Origin of the sequence: Mesorhizobium sp. M4B.F.Ca.ET.017.02.2.1, assembly GCF_003998955.1 — a bacterium.
In the GTDB taxonomy this organism is placed as follows: domain Bacteria; phylum Pseudomonadota; class Alphaproteobacteria; order Rhizobiales; family Rhizobiaceae; genus Mesorhizobium; species Mesorhizobium abyssinicae.
In genome coordinates this window covers 1-21,150 of the sequence record NZ_RZOF01000026.1, presented here as the reverse complement: position 1 = coordinate 21,150, position 21,150 = coordinate 1, and the positions used below count along the sequence as shown (strand labels likewise).

Genomic DNA, 21,150 nt, shown 5'->3' with positions numbered 1-21,150 from the left:
ACCCGCCAGCGTGCAGGTATAAATACGAAAAGGCAGGCTCGGTTCCGCTTGCCGCCGGCTCAAGAGGATGTCGAAGCATGGTCCGCAATGGCGGTCGCCTTCTTGTCGAGTGCCTGATCGCGCTTGGTGCGACCAAGAGCTTCGGCGTTCCCGGCGAAAGCTATCTCGCCGTCCTCGACGCGCTGCACGACACCCATGGCAAGCTCGACTACGTGCTTTGCCGCAACGAGGGCGGCGCGGCCTTCATGGCCTCGGCCTACGGCAAGCTGACGGGCACGCCGGGCATCTGCTTCGTGACGCGCGGCCCGGGCGTGACCAATGCCAGCATCGGCGTCCATACCGCCATGCAGGACAGTTCGCCGATGATCCTTTTCGTCGGCCAGGTCGGAACCGACATGAAGGGGCGCGAGGCTTTTCAGGAGATCGACTACCGGGCGGTGTTCGGGACTGTCGCCAAATGGGCAGTCGAGATCGATGATGTCTCGCGCCTGCCGGAGATCGTCGCGCGGGCCTGGACCACCGCCCTGACCGGGCGGCCCGGCCCGGTCGTGATCGCGCTGCCTGAGGACATGCTCACCACCCTGACCGAGGCCCCGCCGCTCGGGGGGCCGGCGGCGATCTTCGAGCCGGCACCGTCAGCGGACGCGCTCGCTTCGGCGCTGGGACTGCTGGCCGGAGCCGAGCGGCCGCTGCTGCTGATGGGCGGTGCCAACTGGACGACGGAGGGACGCGCGGCGCTGCAGTCTTTCGCCGAGGCCTCCGACATCCCGGTCGTGGCGGCCTTCCGCTATCAGGACCAGTTCGACAACCACGCGCCGGTCTTCGTCGGCGAGGCCGGCGTCGGCATGGTGGCGCATGTCAGGAACCTGATCCGCGAGGCCGATGTGATCCTGGCCGTCAATGTCCGCTTCGGCGAGATGACGACGGACGGTTACACACTGCTGTCGGTACCGGTGCCGCGGCAGAAGCTGATCCATGTGCATGGCTCCGACCGCGAGATCGGCAAGATCTATGTGCCGACGATCGGCATCCATGCCGGTCCGAACGCCTTCGCCAAAGCGCTGACCCCGGTGAAAGGCACCTGGGCCGAATGGCGGGCGGCGGCGCGCAAGGCCTATGAAGGGACATTCGCGGCGCCCGTCCAGCCCGGACCCGTGGATATGGTCGCCGTCAGCGCATGGCTGCGCGAGACCTTGCCCGCCGACGTCATCCTCACCAACGGCGCCGGCAATTTCACGGTGTGGCCGAACAAATTTTTCAAGTTCGGGCCGGAGGCGCGGCTGCTCGCCCCGCAGTCGGGCGCCATGGGTTACGGGCTGCCGGCAGCGGTCGCGGCAAAGGTCGCGTTTCCGCAACGAACGGTCGTCTGCTTTGCCGGTGACGGCGACTTCCAGATGAACTGCCAGGAACTCGGCACCGCCATGCAGGCCGGCGCGCAGCCGATCGTGCTGATCCTCAACAACGGCATCTACGGCACCATCCGCGCGCATCAGGAGCGCCACTATCCGGCTCGCGTTTCCGGGACGTCGCTCGAGAACCCCGACTTCGTGACGCTGGCAAAGGCCTATGGCTTCCACGCCGAGCGCGTCGAATCCACTGCGGATTTCGGCGCCGCGTTCGGCCGGGCGCTCGGCTCCGCGACGGGCGCCGTCCTCGATATCGCCATCTTGCCCGAGGCGCTCACGCCCCGGCAGACCCTTTCCCAGATGCGCGACGCAGCACTCTCTTCCCAGAAGGCCAAGGCATGACCTCCAGAACTGACGACATCCGTCTCGGCGCGGACATTGGCGGCACCTTCACCGACATCGCCCTCGACATCAGGGGGACGCTGTTCTCGACCAAGGTGCTGACCAATTATGCGGCGCCCGAGCAGGCGATCCTCGACGGCATTGCCGTCGTCACCCGCGATGCCGGCATCTCGCCTTCCGAGATCGGCATCATCATCCACGGCACGACGCTGGCGACCAATGCGCTGATCGAGCGCCGTGGCGCGCGGACCGCGCTGGTCACGACCGAGGGCTTCCGCGACGTGATCGAGATGCGCACCGAAAACCGCTTCGAGCAGTATGATCTCAACCTGCAACTGCCGACGCCGCTGATCCCGCGCGAGGACCGCTTCACGGTCAAGGGCCGTATCGGCGCCGAGGGCCAGGAACTGCAGCCGCTCGACGAAGCCGCTCTCGCAGAGATCGCCGACCGGATCGCGGCCGGCGGCTTCGGCTCGGTGGCGATCGGCTTCATCCATGCCTACGCCAACGCCGACCACGAGCGTCGTGCCCGCGAGATCCTCGCCCGCAAGCTCAGCATCCCGATTTCGATCAGCGCCGAAGTGTCGCCGCAGATGCGCGAGTTCGAGCGCTTCAACACGGTCTGCGCCAACGCTTATGTGCGGCCGCAGATGGCCGACTACCTCGCCCGCCTGCAGATCCGCCTGAAGGAGATGGGCGCCGAGTGCCCGGTGTTCATGATCCACTCGGGCGGCGGCCTGATCTCGGTGGAGACCGCTTCGGAATTCCCGGTGCGGCTGGTCGAATCCGGCCCGGCCGGTGGTGCGATCTTCGCCGCCGACATCGCCAGGCGCTTCGGCCTGGAGAAGGTCGTCTCCTATGACATGGGCGGCACCACCGCCAAGATCTGCCTGATCGAGGACTATGCGCCGCGCACGGCGAGAACCTTCGAGGTGGCGCGCACCTACCGCTTCTGCAAGGGATCGGGCATGCCGATCTCCATTCCGGTGATCGAGATGATCGAGATCGGCGCCGGCGGCGGCTCGATCGCCTGGGTCGACGCCATGGGCCGCATCCAGACCGGGCCCGAAAGCGCCGGCTCGGAGCCGGGGCCGGCCTGCTACGGCCGCGGCGGCAAGCGTCCGGCGATCACCGACGCCGACCTTGTGCTCGGCAAGCTCGACCCCGACAACTTCGCCGGCGGCGCGATCAAGCTCGACGCGTCCGCCTCCGAGCAGGCTATCCTGCGCGATGTCGGCGAGCGGCTGTCGCTCAACGCGATGTCGACCGCCTTCGGCATCTGCGAGGTGGTGGACGAGAACATGGCCAATGCCGCCCGCGTCCACGCCGTCGAAAACGGCAAGAACATTTCCGACAATCTGATGATCGCTTTCGGCGGCGCCGCCCCCCTCCACGCCGCAAGGCTGTGCGAGAAGCTCGGCATCGACCAGTGCATCGTGCCCAAGGGCGCGGGCGTCGGATCGGCGATCGGCTTCCTCAAGGCTCCGTTCGGCTACGAGGCGCTGGCCTCGAAGCTGACGCGGCTGTCGCGGTTCAAGCCGGCCGAGGTCAACACGCTGCTCGCCGACCTCAAGGCCTCCGCCGAAGGTTTCGTGCGGACGGGTGCTGCCGGCAGGATCGTCTGCGAGATCACCGCCTTCATGCGCTATGCCGGCCAGGGCTGGGAAATCCCCGTGCCCGTGGCGGACGAGCCGTTCGGCGACGATGCCGTGACGAAGCTCAAGGACCTGTTCGAGGCGAACTACCAGCGCTTCTTCGGCCGCGCCATCGAAGGCCTCGACGGGCTGGAGATCGAGATCGTCACCTGGTCGGTCAAGGCGACGGATGTTCGGCCAGAAGTCGCCAGGCACGAGCTCACGACCGGTAAGCGCAACAATGAGGCGGTCACGACCCGCTCGGTCTTCGATCCGGCCAGCGGCGCGCCACAAACCTACGGCATCATCGAACGCGAGACGCTCTGCGCCGGGGACCGCGTGGCAGGGCCGGCCGTCATCGTCGAGCGCGAGACCTCCACCGTCATCACCACCAGCTTTGACGCCGTCATCCAGAGCGACGGCGCGATCCTTCTCATCCGCAAAGGCAGCCAGGCATGAGCGACATTGGCGAAATCCGCATGCAGGTCATGTGGAACCGGTTGATCTCGGTCGTCGAGGAACAGGCGCTGACGCTGCTGCGCACTGCGTTTTCGACCTCGGTGCGTGAATCCGGCGACCTGTCGGCCGGCGTGTTCGACCCGCGCGGCGAGATGCTGGCGCAGGCGGTCACCGGCACGCCAGGCCATGTCAACACCATGGCCGAGGCCGTGCTGCACTTCATGAACGAGATCCCGCGCGAGGAGATGTTCGAGGGCGACACCTATGTCACCAACGATCCCTGGCAGGGCACGGGCCATCTGCACGACATCACCATGGTGTCGCCGTCGTTCCTCAATGGCGAGCTGGTGGCGTTCTTTGCCTGCACGGCGCATGTCGTTGATGTCGGCGGGCGCGGCTTCGGCGCCGACGCCAAGTCGGTCTACGAGGAAGGCATCCAGATCCCGATCATGAAGTTCGCGGAAAAGGGCAAGGTCAATCTCGACCTCGTCCGGCTGCTGCGCGCCAATGTCCGCGAGCCCAACCAGGTGGTCGGCGACTTCTATTCGCTCGCCGCCTGCAACGAGGTCGGCCACCGGCGCCTCGTCGACATGATGAAGGAGATTGGCCTGGCCTCGCTGGACGGGCTCGGCGACTTCATCTTCTCGCGCACCCGCGACGCCATGCTCGAACGCATCAAGGCGCTGCCCAAGGGAAGCTGGTCGAACGAGTTGGTGACCGACGGCTATGACGAGCCGGTGAAGCTCGCGGCCACGGTTTCGATCCGCGACGACCATGTCGAGGTCGATTTCACCGGCACCGACCCGATGAGCCGCTGGGGCATCAACTGCCCGATCATCTACAGCAAGGCCTATGCCTGCTACGCGCTGAAATGCGTAGTGGCGCCGGACATCCCGAACAATGCCGCCTCACTCGCCTTCTTCACCGTGTCGTCGCCGGTCAACATCCTGAATGCCGTGCGGCCGGCGCCGGTGGCGCTCAGGCACATCTTCGGCCACATGGTTCCCGATCTCGTGCTCGGCGCGATCTCGCAGGCGCTGCCCGGCAATATCCTCTCGGAAGGCGCCGGCGCGCTGTGGAACATCCACATCTCGGCCCGGCCGGTCGCAGGCGGCTCGGGCCGTCGGGCGGAGGTGCTGATGTTCAACTCCGGCGGCATGGGCGCCCGCCCCGAGCTCGACGGATTGTCGGCGACGGCCTTTCCGTCGGGTGTGCACACGATGCCGATCGAGGCGACCGAGCATACCGGACCGATCGTCATCTGGCGCAAGGAGCTGCGCCCGGATTCCGGCGGCGACGGCGAATTCCGCGGCGGCCTGGGTCAGGTCATCGAGATCGAGGCGACCGAAGGCCACGAGTTTGACTTCTCAGCCATGTTCGACCGCGTCAACCACCCTGCCCAAGGGCGCAATGGCGGCAAGCCGGGAGTCGCCGGCGTGGTCAAGCTGGACGACGGCACGAAGATGCGGCCGAAGGGCTGGCAGCACGTTCCGGCCGGCCGCCGGCTGATCCTGGAATTGCCGGGCGGCGGCGGCTATGGCGATCCCGCCAAGCGCAGCGCCGCTGCGCGGGCAAACGACCGGTCCAAGGGTTACATTTCGGAGAACGACTGATGAGCTATGTTTCCTCGCGCCTGTCGGTGGTGAAGCCTTCGGCTTCGATGGCGGCCTCGCAAGCGGCCAAGGCGCTGCGCGCCAACGGCGTCGACGTGATCGACCTCGGGCTCGGCGAACCGGATTTCCCGACACCGATGCACATCATCGATGCCGCGCATTTCGCGGCGAAGGCAGGCCAGACGCTTTATACGGGTGCCGCCGGCACGCCCGAGGTGCGCGAAGCCATTGCCGGCAAGTTCCGGCGCGAGAACGGTCTCGGCTACACGGCCGACGACATCGTCGTCGCCAACGGCGCCAAGCAGATCATCTTCAATGCACTGCTGGGGACGCTGGAGAGCGGCGACGAGGCGATCCTGCCGGCGCCCTATTTCGTCTCCTATCCCGAGATGGTGAAGCTGCTCGGCGGCACGCCTGTCGTCGTCGAATGCCCGGAGACCACAGGTTTCCGGCTGACGCCGGCGCTGCTGGAAGAGGCGATCACGCCAAGGACGAAGTGGCTGTTCCTCAACATGCCGGGCAACCCGTCCGGCGCCGTCTATTCGGAAGCCGAGCTCAAGGCGCTGGGGGCGGTGCTGGCGAAGCATCCGCAGGTGCTCGTGCTTTCCGACGAGATCTACGAGCATATCCTTTTCGACGGGCGCGAATTCGTGTCCTTCGGCAAGGCCTGCCCCGAACTCAAGGACCGCACGCTGATCGTCAACGGCGTGTCTAAGTCCTATGCGATGACCGGCTGGCGCGTCGGCTATGCGGCTGGCCCGGCGCCGCTGGTCAAGGCGATGTCGACCATCCAGAGTCAGTCCTGCACCTCCGTCTGCTCGATCGCGCAGGCCGCGACCGTCGCCGCGCTCAACGGCCCGCAGGACGAGGTGGGTCGTTTCAGGCAAGCCTTCGAGGCGCGGCGCGACCTGGTCGTGGACGGCATCCCCAAGATCAACGGGCTGACGTTGTCGCCGCCGGACGGCGCCTTCTACGCCTATATCGGCTGCGCCAGCCTGATCGGCCGCAAGACACCCAAGGGCGTCGTGCTCGAGGACGATGCGGCCGTGGCAAACTATCTTCTCAACGAAGGCCGGGTGGCGTCGGTGCCCGGCGTCGCCTATGGACTGTCACCCTATTTCCGCATCTCGACCGCGACCAGCGAAGAGGTGCTGACCGAGGCGATCTCGCGGATCAACGCCGCCGTCGCGCAAGTGGAGTAAATGATGCCGCATTACGAACGAATCCTGATCACCGGCGCCGCCGGCCGCCTCGGCTCGGAGCTGCGCAAGGGGCTGGTGCCGCTGGCGAAAACCATCCGCCTGGCCGGGCGCGTGCCGTTCGGCGACCTTGCCCCGCACGAGGAAGAAGCGGTCTTCGACCTCGCCGACATGGAGGCGACGATCGCGGCGACCAAGGATTGCGACGCGATCGTCCACTTTGGCGGCGCGCCGCTCGAATGCGAGTGGCAGACGATCCTCGATTCCAGCATCCGCGGCTCCTACCACATCTATGAAGGCGCCCGGAAACACGGGGTGAAGCGCGTCATCTACGCCTCCTCGGTACATGCCATCGGCTATCACGAGGTCGAGGCGCATATCGGCGTCGACGCGCCGGTGCGCCCGGACAGCCTCTATGGCGTGTCGAAGAATTTCGTCGAGAGCCTGAGCCGGCTCTACTGGGACAAGTTCGGCATCGAGACGGTGTGCCTGCGCATCTTCTCGTCCTTCCCGGAGCCGGCGGACCGGCGCATGCTGTGGTCCTATCTCTCCTTCGCCGACTGCGTGCGGCTGGTCGAGGCCTCGCTGACGGCGCCGCGCGTCGGCCACACGATCTCGTTCGGTATTTCGGACAACAAGGTGAAGACGGTCGATAACAGCGGCGCCAACCACCTGGGCTTCATCCCGCAGGACAGCGCCGAACCGTTCCGCGCCGCCGTCGAGGCGAAAACACCCGTTCCCGATCCGAAAAGGCCGTCGGTGAAATATCTCGGCGGCTGGTTCTGCGAACTCGGCCATCCGGACGACAAGGCCGAATAATCTTCGACCAGATCAAAACGCCCTCGTCTGCACCTGGCGATTTCGGACGCGCCGGGGCGCTCGTGGCTGTCCGTTCACAGCGCAAAGAGCGGACAGAACCGTTACCTGCCAGTGGTTTAAGCGATTTCAACGGGATGGGCTGGTGCTGCGAGAGAGGATTGAACTCTCGACCTCTCCCTTACCAAGGGAGTGCTCTACCACTGAGCTACCGCAGCCGATGGCGGGGCTTCTGCCATAACGAACCGGCGAGCGCAAGGCCAAGAAAAACCTAAAGTGTCGCGTTTCATTGTCGCAAAACCGCCGCGCGGTTTCAGGCCGGTACGGATGGCAATGCCGAGGCTGTGGAAGCTGCTTTCCCGGACATGGCCGCGCCACAATGTTGGCTATCCCTCAACAGGGGTTGGCTGGTCGGCCAGCCGGAATGGGACGATGAGCGACAAGACAAATCCACCGAAAAAGGGCGGCAGCGACCGCAAGGACCGGCTCGCCGAAGCTTTGCGCGCCAATCTCGGGAAGCGCAAGGCGCAGTCGCGCTCGCGCCGCACCGGCGACGCCGACAAGCGGCCGGAGGGATTGCCGGCTGCTGGAAAAATGCACAAGGACTAACCCAAACCGGCCACACTGCCCCGCCATACTTGGACCAAGGGACCAAAAATCCTATTTCTTGAACCAAGCCGGCCAATGGTCTAGACGGGCCGATACTCAAACGATTGAAACCGGCCGTTTCGGCCGAGGGGACATTCTCACATGGATCGCATCAGAATTGTCGGCGGCAACAAGCTCGCCGGAAGCATTCCGATCTCCGGCGCGAAAAACGCGGCATTGCCGCTGATGATCGCCTCGCTCTTGACCGACGACACGCTGACGCTGGAGAACGTGCCGCATCTGGCCGATGTCGAGCAACTGATCCGCATCCTCGGCAATCACGGTGTCGACTATTCCGTCAACGGCCGGCGCGAGAAGCAGCAGGAAGGCTATTCGCGCACCATCAATTTCTCCGCCCGCAACATCGTCGACACCACCGCTCCCTACGAACTGGTGTCGAAGATGCGCGCCTCGTTCTGGGTGATCGGGCCGCTCTTGGCCCGCATGGGCGAGGCCAAGGTGTCGCTGCCCGGCGGCTGCGCCATCGGCACGCGCCCGGTCGACCTGTTCCTCGAAGGCCTGCAGGCGCTTGGCGCCGATCTCGACGTCGACACCGGCTATGTCATCGCCAGGACCAAGAACGGCCGTCTCGTCGGCAACCGCTATGTGTTCCCGAAAGTGTCGGTCGGCGCCACCCATGTGCTGATGATGGCGGCTTCGCTGGCGAAGGGCGAAACCGTGCTGGAAAACGCCGCTTGCGAGCCCGAGATCGTCAACCTGGCCGAATGCCTCAACGCCATGGGCGCCAGGATTTCCGGCGCCGGCACGCCGACCATCACCATCGACGGGGTCGAGGCGCTGTGCGGCGCCCGCGTGCGCGTCATCCCCGACCGCATCGAGACCGGCACCTATGCCATGGCGGTGGCGATGACCGGCGGCGACGTGGTGCTGGAAGGCGCCCGCCCCGAGCTGCTGCAGACCGCGCTCGACGTGATTTCGCAGACCGGCGCCGAGATCACGCCGACCAATTCCGGCATCCGCGTCAGGCGCAACGGCGCCGGCATTTCGCCGGTCGACGTGACGACGGCGCCCTTCCCGGCCTTCCCGACCGACCTGCAGGCGCAGTTCATGGGCCTGATGACGATGGCCAAGGGCAAGTCGCGCATCACCGAGACGATCTTCGAGAACCGCTTCATGCACGTGCAGGAGCTCGCCCGGCTCGGCGCGCACATCACGCTCTCCGGCCAGACGGCGATCGTCGACGGCGTCGCCAAGCTGAAGGGCGCGCCGGTCATGGCGACCGACCTGCGCGCTTCCGTCTCGCTGGTCATCGCCGGCCTTGCCGCCGAAGGCGAGACCACCGTCAACCGCGTCTATCACCTCGACCGCGGCTTCGAGCGGCTGGAGGAGAAGCTTTCCGGCTGCGGCGCGGTGATCGAGCGGATTTCAGGCTGACACCGCCAGGCAAGCGCAGTCTCCAACCGACGCGTGTTGGACGGACCAATTGTCGACATCGGCGCCGCCCCTCATCCGCCTGCCGGCACCTTCTCTCCGTATAGTGACGGGGAGAAGAGGGCTGGGCGGCCTTGGCGCTCTCCCCGCAACGCTGGTGATTGGCGAGACTTTTGGCGAAAGCGTCCTTCTCCCCGTCACCATACTGGGAGAAGTGCCCGGCAGGGCGATGAGGGGCAGCGCAAACCTCAGGTAATTGCCTTGGGCAGTTCCGTGTCGAGGTTGCACGGACTGGAAAGACCGCCTAACAGGAAGCTGAAACCAACCTTAGGTACAAATTCCGCATGGCTCTCAAGCTCATCGCGCTCGACGACCAGGACCTGAGCATCGTCTCGGCCCACGTCCAGGACGCCGTGATGAAGGTGTCGGATCTCGAATTCCTGCCGGCGGCCAAGCGCTTCGTGCTGACCATGAACCGTTTCGTCTGGGAGGCGAAATCCGGCCTGTTCCGCCAGCACAATGAGCGGCGGCAGGCGGTGCTGCATTTCGACCGCGTGCTCGGCGCCAAGACCAGCGGCATTGCCCGCGACAAGCCGGCCGAGGTGCTGTCGCTGCTGGCGATCAGCTTCGTCGGCATCAGCAAGCCGGCCGGCATCGTCGAGCTGGTGTTTTCGGGCGGCGGCACGATCATGCTGGACGTCGAGTGCATCGAGGCGCGGCTTGCCGACATAGGCGGCGCCTGGGAAGCCTCCTCGCGTCCCGTACATAGGGCTTGAGCGCAGCAGATGGCCATCACCCTCAGCCAGTCCGACGCCGATTTCGAGCAGCGTTTCGCCGCCTTCCTGACGACCAAGCGGGAGGTGTCGGCCGATGTCGACGCGGCGGTGCGCGAGATCGTCCAGCGCGTGCGCGCCGAGGGCGACAAGGCGCTCATCGACTATACGCTGAAGTTCGACAAGGCCGACCTCACCAAGCTTGGCATCGCCGTTTCCAAGGATGACATCGCCAAGGCCTATGCCGAGGCCGATCCGCAAACGGTCGAGGCGCTCATATTCGCCCGCGACCGCATCCGCTCGCATCACGAGCGGCAGAAGCCGAAGGACGACCGCTATACGGACGCCGCCGGCGTCGAGCTCGGCTCGCGCTGGACGGCGATCGAGGCGGTCGGGCTCTACGTGCCGGGCGGCACGGCGAGCTATCCGAGCTCGGTGCTGATGAACGCGGTGCCTGCCAAGGTGGCCGGCGTCGAGCGCATCGTCATCGTGGTGCCGGCGCCAGGCGGCGTCATCAACCCGCTGGTGCTGGTGGCGGCCGATATCGCCGGCGTCTCCGAGATCTACCGCGTCGGCGGCGCGCAGGCGATCGCCGCCCTCGCCTATGGCACGGAGACGATCAAGGCGGTCGCCAAGATCGTCGGGCCCGGCAATGCCTATGTCGCGGCGGCCAAGCGTCAGGTGTTCGGCACCGTCGGAATCGACATGATCGCCGGACCTTCCGAAGTGCTGGTCGTGGCCGACGGCAGCAACAACCCCGACTGGATCGCCGCCGACCTGTTGGCCCAGGCCGAGCATGACGTGTCGGCGCAGTCGATCCTGATCACCGACGACCCGGCCTTCGGCAAGGCGGTGGAGGACGCGGTCGAGCGCCAGTTGCAGAGCCTGCCGCGCGCCGAGACCGCCGCCGCAAGCTGGCGCGATTTCGGCGCCGTCATCCTGGTGCCAACCATCGAGGCCTCGCTGCCGCTGGTCGACCGCATCGCCGCCGAGCATGTCGAGCTCGCCATCGACGACGCCGAGGCCTTCCTTGCCAGGCTGCGCAATGCCGGTGCGGTCTTCCTCGGCCGCCACACGCCCGAGGTCATCGGCGACTATGTCGGCGGCTCCAACCACGTGCTGCCGACGGCGCGCTCGGCGCGCTTCTCGTCGGGGCTTTCGGTGCTCGATTTCGTCAAGCGCACCTCGATCCTCAAGCTTGGGCCGGAGCAGCTGCGCGCGCTGGCGCCGGCGGCGATCGCGCTCGCCAGGGCGGAAGGGCTCGACGCGCATGGCCGTTCCGTCGCGATCAGGTTGAACATGTAGCGATGTCCGACTACGACCGAACCCGCGCCAGGCTGATCGATGTCGAGCTCGACGAATCGATTGGCCGTTCGACGCCCGATGTCGAGCACGAGCGGGCGGTGGCGATCTTCGACCTGATCGAGGAGAACAGTTTCCAGCCGGTCAATGACGACGGCGCCGGTCCCTACCGCCTCAAGCTGTCGCTGGCCGATTCCCGCCTGGTGTTCGCTGTTGCGCGCGAGGATGGCGCCGCCGTCGTCACCCACATCCTGTCGCTGACGCCGCTCAGGCGCATCGTCAAGGACTATTATCTCATCTGCGAAAGCTACTACGACGCCATCCGCTCCTCGACGCCGAGCCACATCGAAGCGATCGACATGGGCCGCCGCGGCCTGCACAATGAAGGCTCGCAGACGCTGATGGACCGGCTCGCCGGCAAGATCGACATCGATTTCGACACGGCGCGCCGGCTGTTCACGCTGGTCTGCGTGCTGCACTGGCGAGGCTAGGCCCTGGCCTCGCTGCCGCATTCGATCCTGTTCATGTGCGGAATGAACGCCGTGCGCTCGCCGATGGCCGAGGCGCTGGCGCGGCGCATGCTGCCTTCGGCCATTTTCGTCGCATCGGCCGGTGTGCGCAGCGGCGAGCGCGACCCGTTCGTCGACGCGGTTCTGGCCGAGGACGAACTGTCGCTGGGCGAGCGCCAGCCAAGGACCATGGACGAGCTGGAGGACGACTATTTCGACCTGATCGTCACGCTGGCGCCGGAAGCGCACCACGCGGCGCTCGAGCTCACCCGCTCGCTCGCCGTCGAGGTCGAATACTGGCCGATGCCGGACCCGACGGATGCCGGCGGCACGCGCGAACATATCATGGCCGCCTATCGCGATGTGCGCGAGCGGCTGAAAGCGCGCATCGCCAGACGTTTTCCCGCATCCGAGGCAAAAGGCGCCTTGGATTAAGCGTGTTCACAAGCGGACGATTATCATATAGGTTCCGCCGAAATTCCGGCCGGAGTCGGATGATTTCCGGTCGGTTCGGCCGGAAATCATCCGACTCCGGATCAAAACAGTAGAGCATGATGTCGTCCGAAAACCGCTTGACACTTTTCGGCATCATGCTCTAGCGCCGGAACCGAAATCCAAGCAAAGGTATCGAATGCCGAAGGAAGAAGTCCTCGAGTTTCCGGGTGTGGTCACGGAACTGCTGCCCAACGCGATGTTCCGGGTGAAGCTCGAAAACGAACACGAGATCATCGCCCACACGGCCGGCCGCATGCGCAAGAACCGCATCCGCGTGCTGACCGGAGACAAGGTCCTGGTCGAGATGACCCCCTATGACCTGACCAAGGGCCGTATCACCTATCGTTTCAAGTAACAGCCCGGCGCGACCCAGATGAGCATCCTGCAGAAGCTCGTGCTTGCCTCGGGTTCGCCGCGTCGCATCGAGCTGCTGCAGCAGGCCGGCATCGAGCCGGACCGCGTGCTGCCGGCCGATGTCGACGAGACGCCGCTGCGCGCCGAGCATCCGCGCTCGCTGGCCAAGCGGCTTTCCAAGGACAAGGCCGAGAAGGCGTTCGCCTCGCTGAAGAGCGAGGACGACTATGCGCCGGGCTTCGTGCTCGCCGCCGACACGGTGGTGGCGGTCGGCCGCCGCATCCTGCCCAAGGCCGAGACGATCGACGACGCCGCTAACTGCCTCGGCCTGCTCTCCGGCCGTTCGCACCGCGTCTATTCCGGCATCTGCCTGATCACGCCGGGCGGCAAGCTGCGCCAGAAGCTGGTCGAGACCCGCGTACGCTTCAAGCGGCTGCCGCGCGAGGAGATCGACGCCTATGTCGCCTCCGGCGAATGGCGCGGCAAGGCCGGAGGCTATGCCGTGCAAGGCCTCGCCGGGTCCTTCGTCGTCAAGCTGGTCGGCTCCTACACCAACGTCGTCGGCCTGCCGCTCTACGAGACGACGGCCCTGCTTGCCGGCGAGGGCTTCAAGGTGCATGCGAGCTGGCTCACCGCGCGCCCATGAGCCTGGACGACAAGGTCACGCCGCTGCGCCCCCGGCGCCCCTGCCCCGAATGCGGCAAGGCATCGGTGCGCGAGCACTATCCGTTCTGCTCGGCGCGATGCAAGGACATCGACCTCAATCGCTGGCTGAAGGGCGCCTATGTCATCCCTGGCCGCGACGCAGAGGAAGAAGAAGGCGAAGCGCCGGAGCAGGGCCAGTCGCCCAAGGACGAGCCGTAAGCGCGCGATATCAGCTGTTTTGCCGCCGTCTTTCAGTGGTTTTCTTTTCCCGGCTGAAATCCGCGCTTAGGCGCTGGACAGGCTGAATTCCCGTGCTATAACCCACGCGCTTTCAAGGGGCGCCGGCGGCGCCTTCGAGAAATCCGGCCTGCGAAATCTCGCTTGCCGGCGAGGCCCAGATAGCTCAGTTGGTAGAGCAGCGGACTGAAAATCCGCGTGTCGGTGGTTCGAATCCGCCTCTGGGCACCACTAATTTCCCTAGGAAATTCAAGGCTTTATCAGGCGGCAAAGTTGTCCACTTGATCGGTTCCATGTCGCATCGTGTTGCAAGTGATTCCCTTGGATTTCCGGGCTTTTCCAATCGCTCCCGCCAACTCCATGCGACATGGACGCAACATAAAGCCCGGCCACCGAAGCAGCCGGGCCAGTGTGTGCAATTTGCACACTCGGTCTATTTCACCGCGATCAGCACAAAGCGGGCCTCGTGGTTGAGCATCACCTGAAATTCCTCGCCATGGATGGCTTCCATCTTCTCGGCAAGGATGCGGGCCAGCACTTCGATTTCCTCGCCCTTCGCCTTTGCCTCGGCGACGGTCTTCCTGAAGATGATGTCAGTCATGGTAATCATGCTCCGGCTCGTCGCCCGCGTCCTGCTCCCCGTCGAAGAACGTGACATCGGTCGCGGTGCCGACATCCATCAGGGCAAGGTGCTGGTCCCTGGCAGATGACCAGCCAAGAGACGGCTCGTGCTCGTCCCCGCTGTCCTCGTAATCCGCCTCGTCCATCTCGCGCTCGTCTATGTCCTCGCGGTCGTCATCCTCCAGATCTTCGCTGTCGGCTTCCATCACGTCGAGCGCCGTGATGAGCGCCGTGGCCTTGTCAAAGAGCGCGTTGAGTTCCTTTTCGATGGCCTGGCGCCAGGTGCGCGGGTCCATCCCCTTCGGACAGGCGAAGGGCTTTAGCGTCCTGATGTGCGCGTTCATGGCCGCACCGAAAGAAGCAAGTGAACGATCTTAACGAAGGCGCGCCGTTTCTCGGGCGATAGCTGGCGGAACAGCCGCAGGAATTCCATCTCGTGCGCGTTCATTGCTGCTTCTCCCGCTCGACATGCTCAATGATGTTGTTCCCAGCCCTGTGGAGGGCATTGGAGAGGCGGAGCAGGCGTATTGCGAGGTGAAGGCGCCCAAGGCGCGTGCGTAAGGCTGCTGCGAGGAGCAACAGCACGATAGCTGCATAGGTCATGGTGGTTCTCTGGATTACAGGCTTGTCACGGCCTGGTGCCAGCGGGCAGCACTGGCGCCGGGAGTGTGACAACATGGCCAGAGACCATGCGCGACGGCCTTTCCCTTTCGGGTATTGTATTGCCGCCGCTCTCCCGGCATAGTGCGCCGGTTCGCGCCGACGGCAAATCGGCACGTTCTTTTCGGTGGCAAATAAGATCCCGGCAAGGATCGCCTCGCCACCGCTCTGGTTGCTTAGGCCCGGCAAAGGCCATCAGCGGGAGTTGTCACGCTCCGCTGGCAACAATGCTCTCCATCGGTTAATTTTTCAAGCGCGCCCTGCGAGGGGCGGAGCTATTGGGGAGCGAAATGATAATTCCATACGCGTCGATCGCCGCCAGTGTCGTGGCCGCAGCTCTCGGCCTAAGGGCGGCCACCTACCCAATCAGGGACAGCATTGACGACATGATGGCCGACTTCGGCAGGCAGGGGAAATGGGCAAGCTGGGCGGCTGTGACCACGGCGGTTGCGGTCATCCTCCAGGGCGTAGATAGGTTGATGCAGTGACCCACTTTCGCTATATTTCGACTTGCCGGCAATTGCGGCTGGCCACCAGTCACCCGAGGGTTAAGGGCCTGGTCGGTATCTTGAAGGGGGTTACCAGCCTCTGACAAGGAACCAGCCGCAGCCGGCTATGCCGTCACCGCCTTCACCACCGCGTAGCTGATCACTGGCGCCTCGGAGAGCGAGCCCGCCGTGATGTTTTCGACCGTGACCGTGAATGAGCCGGCCGCCGTGGCGGTGACTGCGGCGCGATAGGCGTTGGCAGTACCACCGCTTGCCACGCTGGCAATGACGACATCCGTGGCGGCAACGGCTGAGTTGGTGACGACGAATGACACCTTGGCGCCAGCAGCAAGCGCCGCGGCGTTCATCGTGATCTGGCCGCAGGTCTTGTTCAGGGTGACGCCGGTTGACTTGCTGGTGGCCTGGGTGACGGTGCCGCCGGCGCCGGTCGAGTAGCCTACGCCAGCAGTCGCACCAGAGGACAGGACAGCAGCAGCCGTGCGGACCGCTCCTGTCCCCTTTGGTGTCAGCGTCAGATCGATGTTGGTATCAGAGCCGAGAGCCGAGATGGTTGGGCTGCCGGTGGCAATAGCGCCCTTGAACTGAAGGTAATTGGCCGCGCTGGCGACGTGGCCGATCTCGGCCTGCTTATAGAAGCTGGCGCCGCCGGTGTAGAAGTTGTGGACGCCCGCACCCTTCGATGCGAACGCGGTGCCGATATCGGTGTCCGTGCCCTTGACCCAATAGAGCGGGTTCTGTCCCGACACCGCGCCCGAAGCTTCGAAGTAATTGGCGGCGTTGTCGGTGGACAGGACCGAAAACTGCTTCTCAAAGTCCGAGTTCGAGACAAAGACCGCTTTCGATTTGCCGCCGGCTGCTACCCAGGTGTTGTCGGTGGTGTCCAGAAAGAACACGGTCTGAGCCGTTGTGCCTGCGGCGTTCATGGCTGCGATGCCATCGTTGTTCTTAAGCAGGATCGCCTGACCGGTGGTGAACGTCGAGTTACGGAAGTCCATGCCGCGCAACCAGGTGGCGAAGCCGCCAGGACTGAAGGCATAGGCGGACTCAGGCGCAGTATCACCCTCCGACGATGCCATGAAATTTACGACGCGGCGGGTGCCTGCGTTCCAACGCCTGATGCGGGCAATGACGCCGGACATCGTCGTGTCAAAGTTGGTGGTGTTGTCTACGCCGTCCTTAACGAGCACCTCAACACCGGACATGGTGCCGTGGTTCGAGCCGGTGTTGGTGAACTCCCCGACGAAGCCGCCAAGTTCGTTGTACGTCCCCGCACCGTACGCGCCTAGCGAACCAATTGCTTGGAACACCGAGCCCGAGCCATCCCCGGTTTTCGTGTGCGTTGAGGTCAAGCCCATCCAGATCGTCTGTGACAGATCGGACCCGGCGGTGACCACGCCGTCGCCAGTCGATGTGAACTGGAAGACGGCACCGGGGATAAGCTCATTGGTGCCGCCCGATCCAGTATCGCGCCGCTGAAGAACGAAAGCGGCGCGCGTGCCCTGGTAATTCAGGGGTGCTGTATCCCGGATGATGCCGACATGGCTGTCCGAGCGATAGACGTAGGGATTGGTTGGAGCCGCTGCGTACAGCGCTGCTATCTTTGCGCTCTCGTTGGCGCCCGCGAAACCATTGACGTCATAGCCAGGCGCGAAGTCGCCCCACTCCGGGGCAGTGTCGGCAGAGTTTTGGCGAAGGCCCTGAAGCGCGCGGCCCTTTGCCAAGCGCGCCCAGGTTCCGGCGCCGTTGGCGTAGATCAGATCGCCCTGAACAGAGGTGCCGATGCCAGCAAGCGCGGCGAGATCGGCATCGTAGGGCTGTAAGGTCTGGGAAAAGGCAATCGAGGTCGTGCCGACAGTGATCGGATCGGCTGTCGTCACCTGCCACGCACCGGCCTGCGTGCCGCCGGTCACAACGACGGTGGTGCCCTTCTTCACGTCGCGGTTGCCGGCAAAATCCTTCGCCCTGGTCCAGACGCCAGTCGAGACCTTCCAGATGCCGTTGTCGACCGGGTTGGTCTGGCCCATGACAAGGACGCGGTCGCCAGATACGACGGCCACGCCGTCGATGGTCTGCTCTGCAGCCAAGGTGATGTTGGTTGACGATGCGACCTTGCAGGGGCCTTTGATGGCAACGCTGGAACTCAGGCCGTCGTGGCGGTCAATTTGAATCGAGGTCAAGTTAGGCTCCATCTAAGGGACGGGACGTCATCCGACGTTCCAGGCGCGCTTGCCGAAGGCGCGGATCGGCTAGATCAGGCACGTCGCGAAGGACTTCAAAGCCTCCCCGTACGCGGTCGCCTGGTCGAACTGTGTATGTGCCTCTTCCATGGTGTGTAGGTCTTCTTCAGAAAGCCGGCCCTCGTCCGCGAGCTGGCGTAGGTCTGCCTCTTCCTTGAAGGCTCCGGTCTTGGCATCGACGTGATATTGGGTGGCCAGGTCTTCCGGCTTCGCAACGCGCGCCTGCGCTTCCTGATGGCCAGCCGGGAGAGCTTCCGGCGCCGGCCGCTGAGTGTCGATCGGGCGGGATGCGGCTGCCAGTTCCCGCTGGTGATAGGCGATCAGTTGGGGCAGCATTTCGTGATTCTCGAAGCGGCCGAAGCCGATCCCCGTCTTGGGATCAAGCCACCGGATCAGCCGATTGTGCATCCGGTTCCCGACTTCATAGCGCCTGGTGAGGTCTGCTACCTTGGCCTGAGCATCCTTGGCCGCGAGCCGGGACACACCGGCTGCGAATTCCGGGCTGCCTGGGCTGGCATCCGGGGCGATCTCGCCGAAAATCGGCTTCTTCATGACAGCCGGCATGTCCAGCGTGGCGGGATTGAAGGACAACGGCATCGGTCGCGCCTTCTCGGCGCCGGCAATGGCGTCGAAGCCCTTGGCCTGAAGATCAGCAATCATGAGGCTGTCGAACTGTGAAGGACTGACGGTCGGGTCCATCTCGGGATGGGCAGCCGCTACCGCCCGATAGGATGAGGCCACGTCTTCCATGGTGGCGGGGTTGGTGATCGGCGTTGCATCCGCCGTGGCGCGCGCCGTGGCCTCGATGCGCTGCACGTCCTGGGTGATCTTCGAAAGGGGTTCCGTGGCATTCGGGGAGAGGTTCAAGTCCTCGCCGCGCACAACAGCGTCAATGCCCTCGTTGAGCGCGATACGGGACTCCTGGACGTTCTTCAGCGTCGAAAGCCGGTCTTCCGCCTCCAGTCTCAAAGTAGGATCGATCCGTGGCACGCGGCCCTCGAACGCGCCGTGAACGGCACCGAAGGCGCCGCCGATGAGCGCGGCCATGGCGATCTGTGAAACTGTGGATTGCCACGACACGTCGGCGCCGAATTTCGCCCTCTCACCGGCCGTGAGCACGCTCGCCGCTCCGGTATTGATTGCGGCTTCGGCAGCATTGGTCAGGAGCCGGCCACCGACATACCCGAAGCGCGCGACCTGGGCAGCCTTTACGGATTCGCCGAAAACGGGGACATAATTGATCGGGTCGAGCGCTTGTCCCGCCAGGCCGCCGATGAAGGCGGCGAAGGGGCGTTTGGCGGTGAAGTAATCCCGAACCTGCTTCGCATCGTAGGCATCGGCGAGCGCCGCTGCGCGCGTGTCAGTCATCCCCTGATCCCACGGGATGCCCTCACGAAAGGATGCGGACGCCTTGTATTGATCCTCGCTCAGCGGCTTGCCCTGGTCCATGAAGGATTGAACAGCGGTCTTTGCAAGGCTGTATGCGCCAGGAATCGGGATCAGCGTCATACCATAGGCCGGCTCGGCAATGCTTGGCGGCTCATTACCTTGCGGTATGGTGATGTCCCTTATCGCGGTTCCAAGCCCGTAGCTTTCCAGCACCTCGCCCCGAGCACTTTCCACCAGCGTCGAAAACAGGCTCAACGGCGTGTCAAGCGCATCCTGCATCCATTCGTTGCTAGTGGCGCCCTCGTACTGAGCAGGGAACCCGGTAAAGGCGTTTGCGCCTGGTTTAACGCGAGACAGGCCCAGCGGCGGCCCGATGCCGCCGGAACTGGTCACGTTGGAGGGGTCGGGTTGAAAAAGCGGATCATCAGCCATTGCTCAGCTTCCCGAATATCTTCGTGATGACGTGGGTATCGAGGTCTTCGAGCCATGCCCACAGATCGGCCGCAGCATCCTCGTCAAGGCTGTCCACAAGGCGCTGAGCGCGCTTGCGGAGAATGCCCACCCTCTCGGCCGCCTCGCCGCCCCAAAGCTGCACCAGGGCTTTGCCGGCCGGCGTGGCGGCGAACAGGTCCACCTCTGCCGATGAAGCAGGCGGGGACCATGGCGAGCCGCTGGCAAATTCGTCCATCAGGGCGATCTCGACTGATTGCGGCACAGACTGGACGAAACGCTCCATGAAAGAGCGCTGGCGGAGGTTACTTCCCGCTTCCCGAACGATCTCGGCCACGTCCTTCTGAACGCCGGCAAGGACCGTCCGAAAGCCGCCCATGCGTTCCCACTCGTAAACCAGTTTCTGGCCTTCCTGTGAGCCGCACAGGGCCATGCGGGACGCATCGGCTGGCATCGGCGCCGTAGGGGTTCCGGCATCGGGATTGACGGCCTCGATCTCGCCTTGAAGGAGAGCCCGGTACTCCTGGTCCAGGCCTTCCGATTCATAGCGCGCGAAGTCGGTACGCATGATGGATTCTATTTCAGCTTTACGGGTGGGGTCGGCAGGGAGAGAGGCAAATCCCACCCGCGCAGCCCCACCCGTTAGGCCTTCACCCGTCGCGGAGCCTGCTCCACTCGCGCCAGGATTCTCAGTCTTGATAAGTTCGTTGCTCATGCGACCCTCGCCGGATAGAGCTGCGCCAGAAGGCGTTCGGCCAGGGCGGCGCTTGGTACAGCCTGGGTCATCACGTGGCCGTCAGCGATACGCACCGACACGAAGCCGAAGCCGTTCCACTCGATCCTGTAGGTGCCGTCGTTGAAGAGCTTGTCGTAGCGTTCGGGAAAGGTCGTCAGGCGAGGCTTTGCCAGCACGGCGGCCCTGTTATCGGCGCTCGCCACGATCGCTTCTGCCACCCAGGATTCATCGAAGGCGACGATGAAGAGCCGGTCGAATTTCTTCAGGGAGTTGCGGCTGCCCGATGCCTGAAGCTTGCGCCAGATTCCCGGCTCCTTCAGGTCGTCGGAAACCATGTCAGCCGGACAGCGGATCATATATTCCCGCCAGACCTGACCATTCGCATGCAGCGTGACGCGGGCGGGATCGATGACCGGCGCCAGTCGCGATGCGGGTTTCAAATCAGCGGCGTTCAATTCGGTCTTGGCCATCACAGGGCTCCTTTGTCGATGAGGGCGGCAGCGCGGGCTTCAGCCGCTTCGCGCCCGTGCATGAGTTCGAGGCGCTCGCCGGACGGGCGGCATAGCCACATGATCGGCGTGGTGGTGCCAGGCTCGGTCAGGGTGGAATATTCAAGCGCGGCTCGGCCGTCCGCGATCAGTTCAAGGGGTTTCGTCACCATGCGTCTTCTCCTTTGAGGACGGCCAGGATTGCGGCTTCGGTTATCTTCTTCTCGGTCTCAGCC

At 64.6% G+C, this 21,150-nt stretch carries 22 protein-coding genes and 2 tRNA genes; 16 read left to right on the top strand and 8 right to left on the bottom strand.

From position 1 onward, the window contains the following. The first annotated feature begins 77 nt into the window (after positions 1 to 77). Genes EN738_RS05820 through EN738_RS05800 form a run of 5 tightly spaced genes read left to right on the top strand, consistent with a single transcriptional unit; the run spans position 78 to position 7,472 of the window. Positions 78 to 1,748, top strand: coding sequence for a thiamine pyrophosphate-binding protein (locus EN738_RS05820; RefSeq protein WP_127282877.1), 1,671 nt, complete (start codon positions 78 to 80; stop codon positions 1,746 to 1,748). After that, entirely contained in the window at positions 1,745 to 3,841 is a 2,097-nt protein-coding gene (locus EN738_RS05815) for a hydantoinase/oxoprolinase family protein (protein WP_127282876.1), read from the top strand. Before EN738_RS05820 ends, EN738_RS05815 begins: the two co-directional genes overlap by 4 nt. Further along, the gene (locus EN738_RS05810) at positions 3,838 to 5,454 is read left to right on the top strand and encodes a hydantoinase B/oxoprolinase family protein (protein ID WP_127282875.1); all 1,617 of its coding nucleotides are present in this window, start codon (positions 3,838 to 3,840) and stop codon (positions 5,452 to 5,454) included. Before EN738_RS05815 ends, EN738_RS05810 begins: the two co-directional genes overlap by 4 nt. Further along, positions 5,454 to 6,656: a pyridoxal phosphate-dependent aminotransferase gene (locus tag EN738_RS05805; protein WP_127282874.1), complete on the top strand. Its 1,203-nt coding sequence runs from the start codon at positions 5,454 to 5,456 to the stop codon at positions 6,654 to 6,656. Before EN738_RS05810 ends, EN738_RS05805 begins: the two co-directional genes overlap by 1 nt. Positions 6,657 to 6,659: 3 nt before the next feature. Beyond that, the gene (locus EN738_RS05800; protein ID WP_127282873.1) at positions 6,660 to 7,472 is read left to right on the top strand and encodes an NAD(P)-dependent oxidoreductase; all 813 of its coding nucleotides are present in this window, start codon (positions 6,660 to 6,662) and stop codon (positions 7,470 to 7,472) included. Positions 7,473 to 7,612: 140 nt separating this feature from the next. Here the strand turns inward: EN738_RS05800 and EN738_RS05795 are convergent. Then, a tRNA-Thr gene (locus EN738_RS05795) sits at positions 7,613 to 7,687 on the bottom strand. 214 nt (positions 7,688 to 7,901) lie between these two features. Between EN738_RS05795 and EN738_RS35345 the strand changes: the two genes are divergently transcribed. The 10 genes from EN738_RS35345 to EN738_RS05745 all read left to right on the top strand — a co-directional run bounded on the left by EN738_RS35345 (position 7,902) and on the right by EN738_RS05745 (position 14,055). Further along, positions 7,902 to 8,078 carry a hypothetical protein gene (locus tag EN738_RS35345; protein WP_189340506.1) on the top strand — a complete coding sequence of 59 codons (177 nt, stop codon included), beginning with the start codon at positions 7,902 to 7,904 and terminating at the stop codon, positions 8,076 to 8,078. Positions 8,079 to 8,219: 141 nt separating this feature from the next. Continuing rightward, positions 8,220 to 9,512 (top strand): UDP-N-acetylglucosamine 1-carboxyvinyltransferase, encoded by a 1,293-nt coding sequence (murA, locus tag EN738_RS05790; RefSeq protein ID WP_127282872.1) that lies wholly within the window; start codon positions 8,220 to 8,222, stop codon positions 9,510 to 9,512. A 341-nt stretch (positions 9,513 to 9,853) separates the two neighbouring features. Continuing rightward, on the top strand, positions 9,854 to 10,285 hold the full coding sequence (locus EN738_RS05780; protein WP_127282871.1) for a DUF2948 family protein: 432 nt from the start codon (positions 9,854 to 9,856) through the stop codon (positions 10,283 to 10,285). Positions 10,286 to 10,294: 9 nt separating this feature from the next. Beyond that, the gene (gene hisD / locus EN738_RS05775; RefSeq protein ID WP_127282870.1) at positions 10,295 to 11,587 is read left to right on the top strand and encodes a histidinol dehydrogenase; all 1,293 of its coding nucleotides are present in this window, start codon (positions 10,295 to 10,297) and stop codon (positions 11,585 to 11,587) included. A 2-nt stretch (positions 11,588 to 11,589) separates the two neighbouring features. Further along, positions 11,590 to 12,075 (top strand): UPF0262 family protein, encoded by a 486-nt coding sequence (locus tag EN738_RS05770; protein ID WP_127282869.1) that lies wholly within the window; start codon positions 11,590 to 11,592, stop codon positions 12,073 to 12,075. 42 nt (positions 12,076 to 12,117) lie between these two features. After that, complete coding sequence (locus EN738_RS05765; protein WP_245478267.1) at positions 12,118 to 12,528, top strand: low molecular weight phosphatase family protein; 411 nt, start codon at positions 12,118 to 12,120, stop codon at positions 12,526 to 12,528. 196 nt (positions 12,529 to 12,724) lie between these two features. Then, positions 12,725 to 12,943, top strand: a complete 219-nt coding sequence (infA, locus tag EN738_RS05760) for a translation initiation factor IF-1 (RefSeq protein WP_006200926.1) — start codon at positions 12,725 to 12,727, stop codon at positions 12,941 to 12,943. A gap of 18 nt (positions 12,944 to 12,961) precedes the next feature. After that, the gene (locus tag EN738_RS05755) at positions 12,962 to 13,588 is read left to right on the top strand and encodes a Maf-like protein (protein WP_126056548.1); all 627 of its coding nucleotides are present in this window, start codon (positions 12,962 to 12,964) and stop codon (positions 13,586 to 13,588) included. Beyond that, positions 13,585 to 13,806, top strand: coding sequence for a DNA gyrase inhibitor YacG (gene yacG / locus EN738_RS05750; RefSeq protein WP_127282867.1), 222 nt, complete (start codon positions 13,585 to 13,587; stop codon positions 13,804 to 13,806). Before EN738_RS05755 ends, yacG begins: the two co-directional genes overlap by 4 nt. Positions 13,807 to 13,979: 173 nt before the next feature. Continuing rightward, positions 13,980 to 14,055, top strand: a tRNA-Phe gene (locus tag EN738_RS05745). A 202-nt stretch (positions 14,056 to 14,257) separates the two neighbouring features. Here the strand turns inward: EN738_RS05745 and EN738_RS35340 are convergent. Further along, on the bottom strand, positions 14,258 to 14,425 hold the full coding sequence (locus EN738_RS35340; RefSeq protein ID WP_189605763.1) for a hypothetical protein: 168 nt from the start codon (positions 14,423 to 14,425) through the stop codon (positions 14,258 to 14,260). Continuing rightward, positions 14,418 to 14,789: a hypothetical protein gene (locus EN738_RS05740; RefSeq protein ID WP_127282866.1), complete on the bottom strand. Its 372-nt coding sequence runs from the start codon at positions 14,787 to 14,789 to the stop codon at positions 14,418 to 14,420. Before EN738_RS05740 ends, EN738_RS35340 begins: the two co-directional genes overlap by 8 nt. A 606-nt stretch (positions 14,790 to 15,395) precedes the next feature. Between EN738_RS05740 and EN738_RS05735 the strand changes: the two genes are divergently transcribed. Further along, positions 15,396 to 15,593, top strand: coding sequence for a hypothetical protein (locus EN738_RS05735; RefSeq protein WP_127282865.1), 198 nt, complete (start codon positions 15,396 to 15,398; stop codon positions 15,591 to 15,593). Between the two features lie 125 nt (positions 15,594 to 15,718). On the opposite strand, the gene EN738_RS35885 is transcribed toward EN738_RS05735, so the two are convergent. From EN738_RS35885 to EN738_RS05710, 5 genes are all read right to left on the bottom strand, one after another. Beyond that, positions 15,719 to 17,791, bottom strand: coding sequence for a hypothetical protein (locus tag EN738_RS35885; protein ID WP_210214067.1), 2,073 nt, complete (start codon positions 17,789 to 17,791; stop codon positions 15,719 to 15,721). A gap of 69 nt (positions 17,792 to 17,860) precedes the next feature. Then, complete coding sequence (locus EN738_RS05725; RefSeq protein WP_127282864.1) at positions 17,861 to 19,672, bottom strand: hypothetical protein; 1,812 nt, start codon at positions 19,670 to 19,672, stop codon at positions 17,861 to 17,863. Beyond that, positions 19,665 to 20,258, bottom strand: coding sequence for a hypothetical protein (locus EN738_RS05720; RefSeq protein WP_127282863.1), 594 nt, complete (start codon positions 20,256 to 20,258; stop codon positions 19,665 to 19,667). The genes EN738_RS05725 and EN738_RS05720 overlap by 8 nt, the downstream gene beginning before the upstream one ends. 143 nt (positions 20,259 to 20,401) lie before the next feature. Next, on the bottom strand, positions 20,402 to 20,896 hold the full coding sequence (locus EN738_RS05715) for a hypothetical protein (protein WP_127282862.1): 495 nt from the start codon (positions 20,894 to 20,896) through the stop codon (positions 20,402 to 20,404). After that, a complete protein-coding gene (locus EN738_RS05710; RefSeq protein WP_127282861.1) occupies positions 20,896 to 21,087 on the bottom strand; it encodes a hypothetical protein in 192 nt (63 codons plus the stop codon). Before EN738_RS05710 ends, EN738_RS05715 begins: the two co-directional genes overlap by 1 nt. Between the last annotated feature and the right edge of the window lie 63 nt (positions 21,088 to 21,150).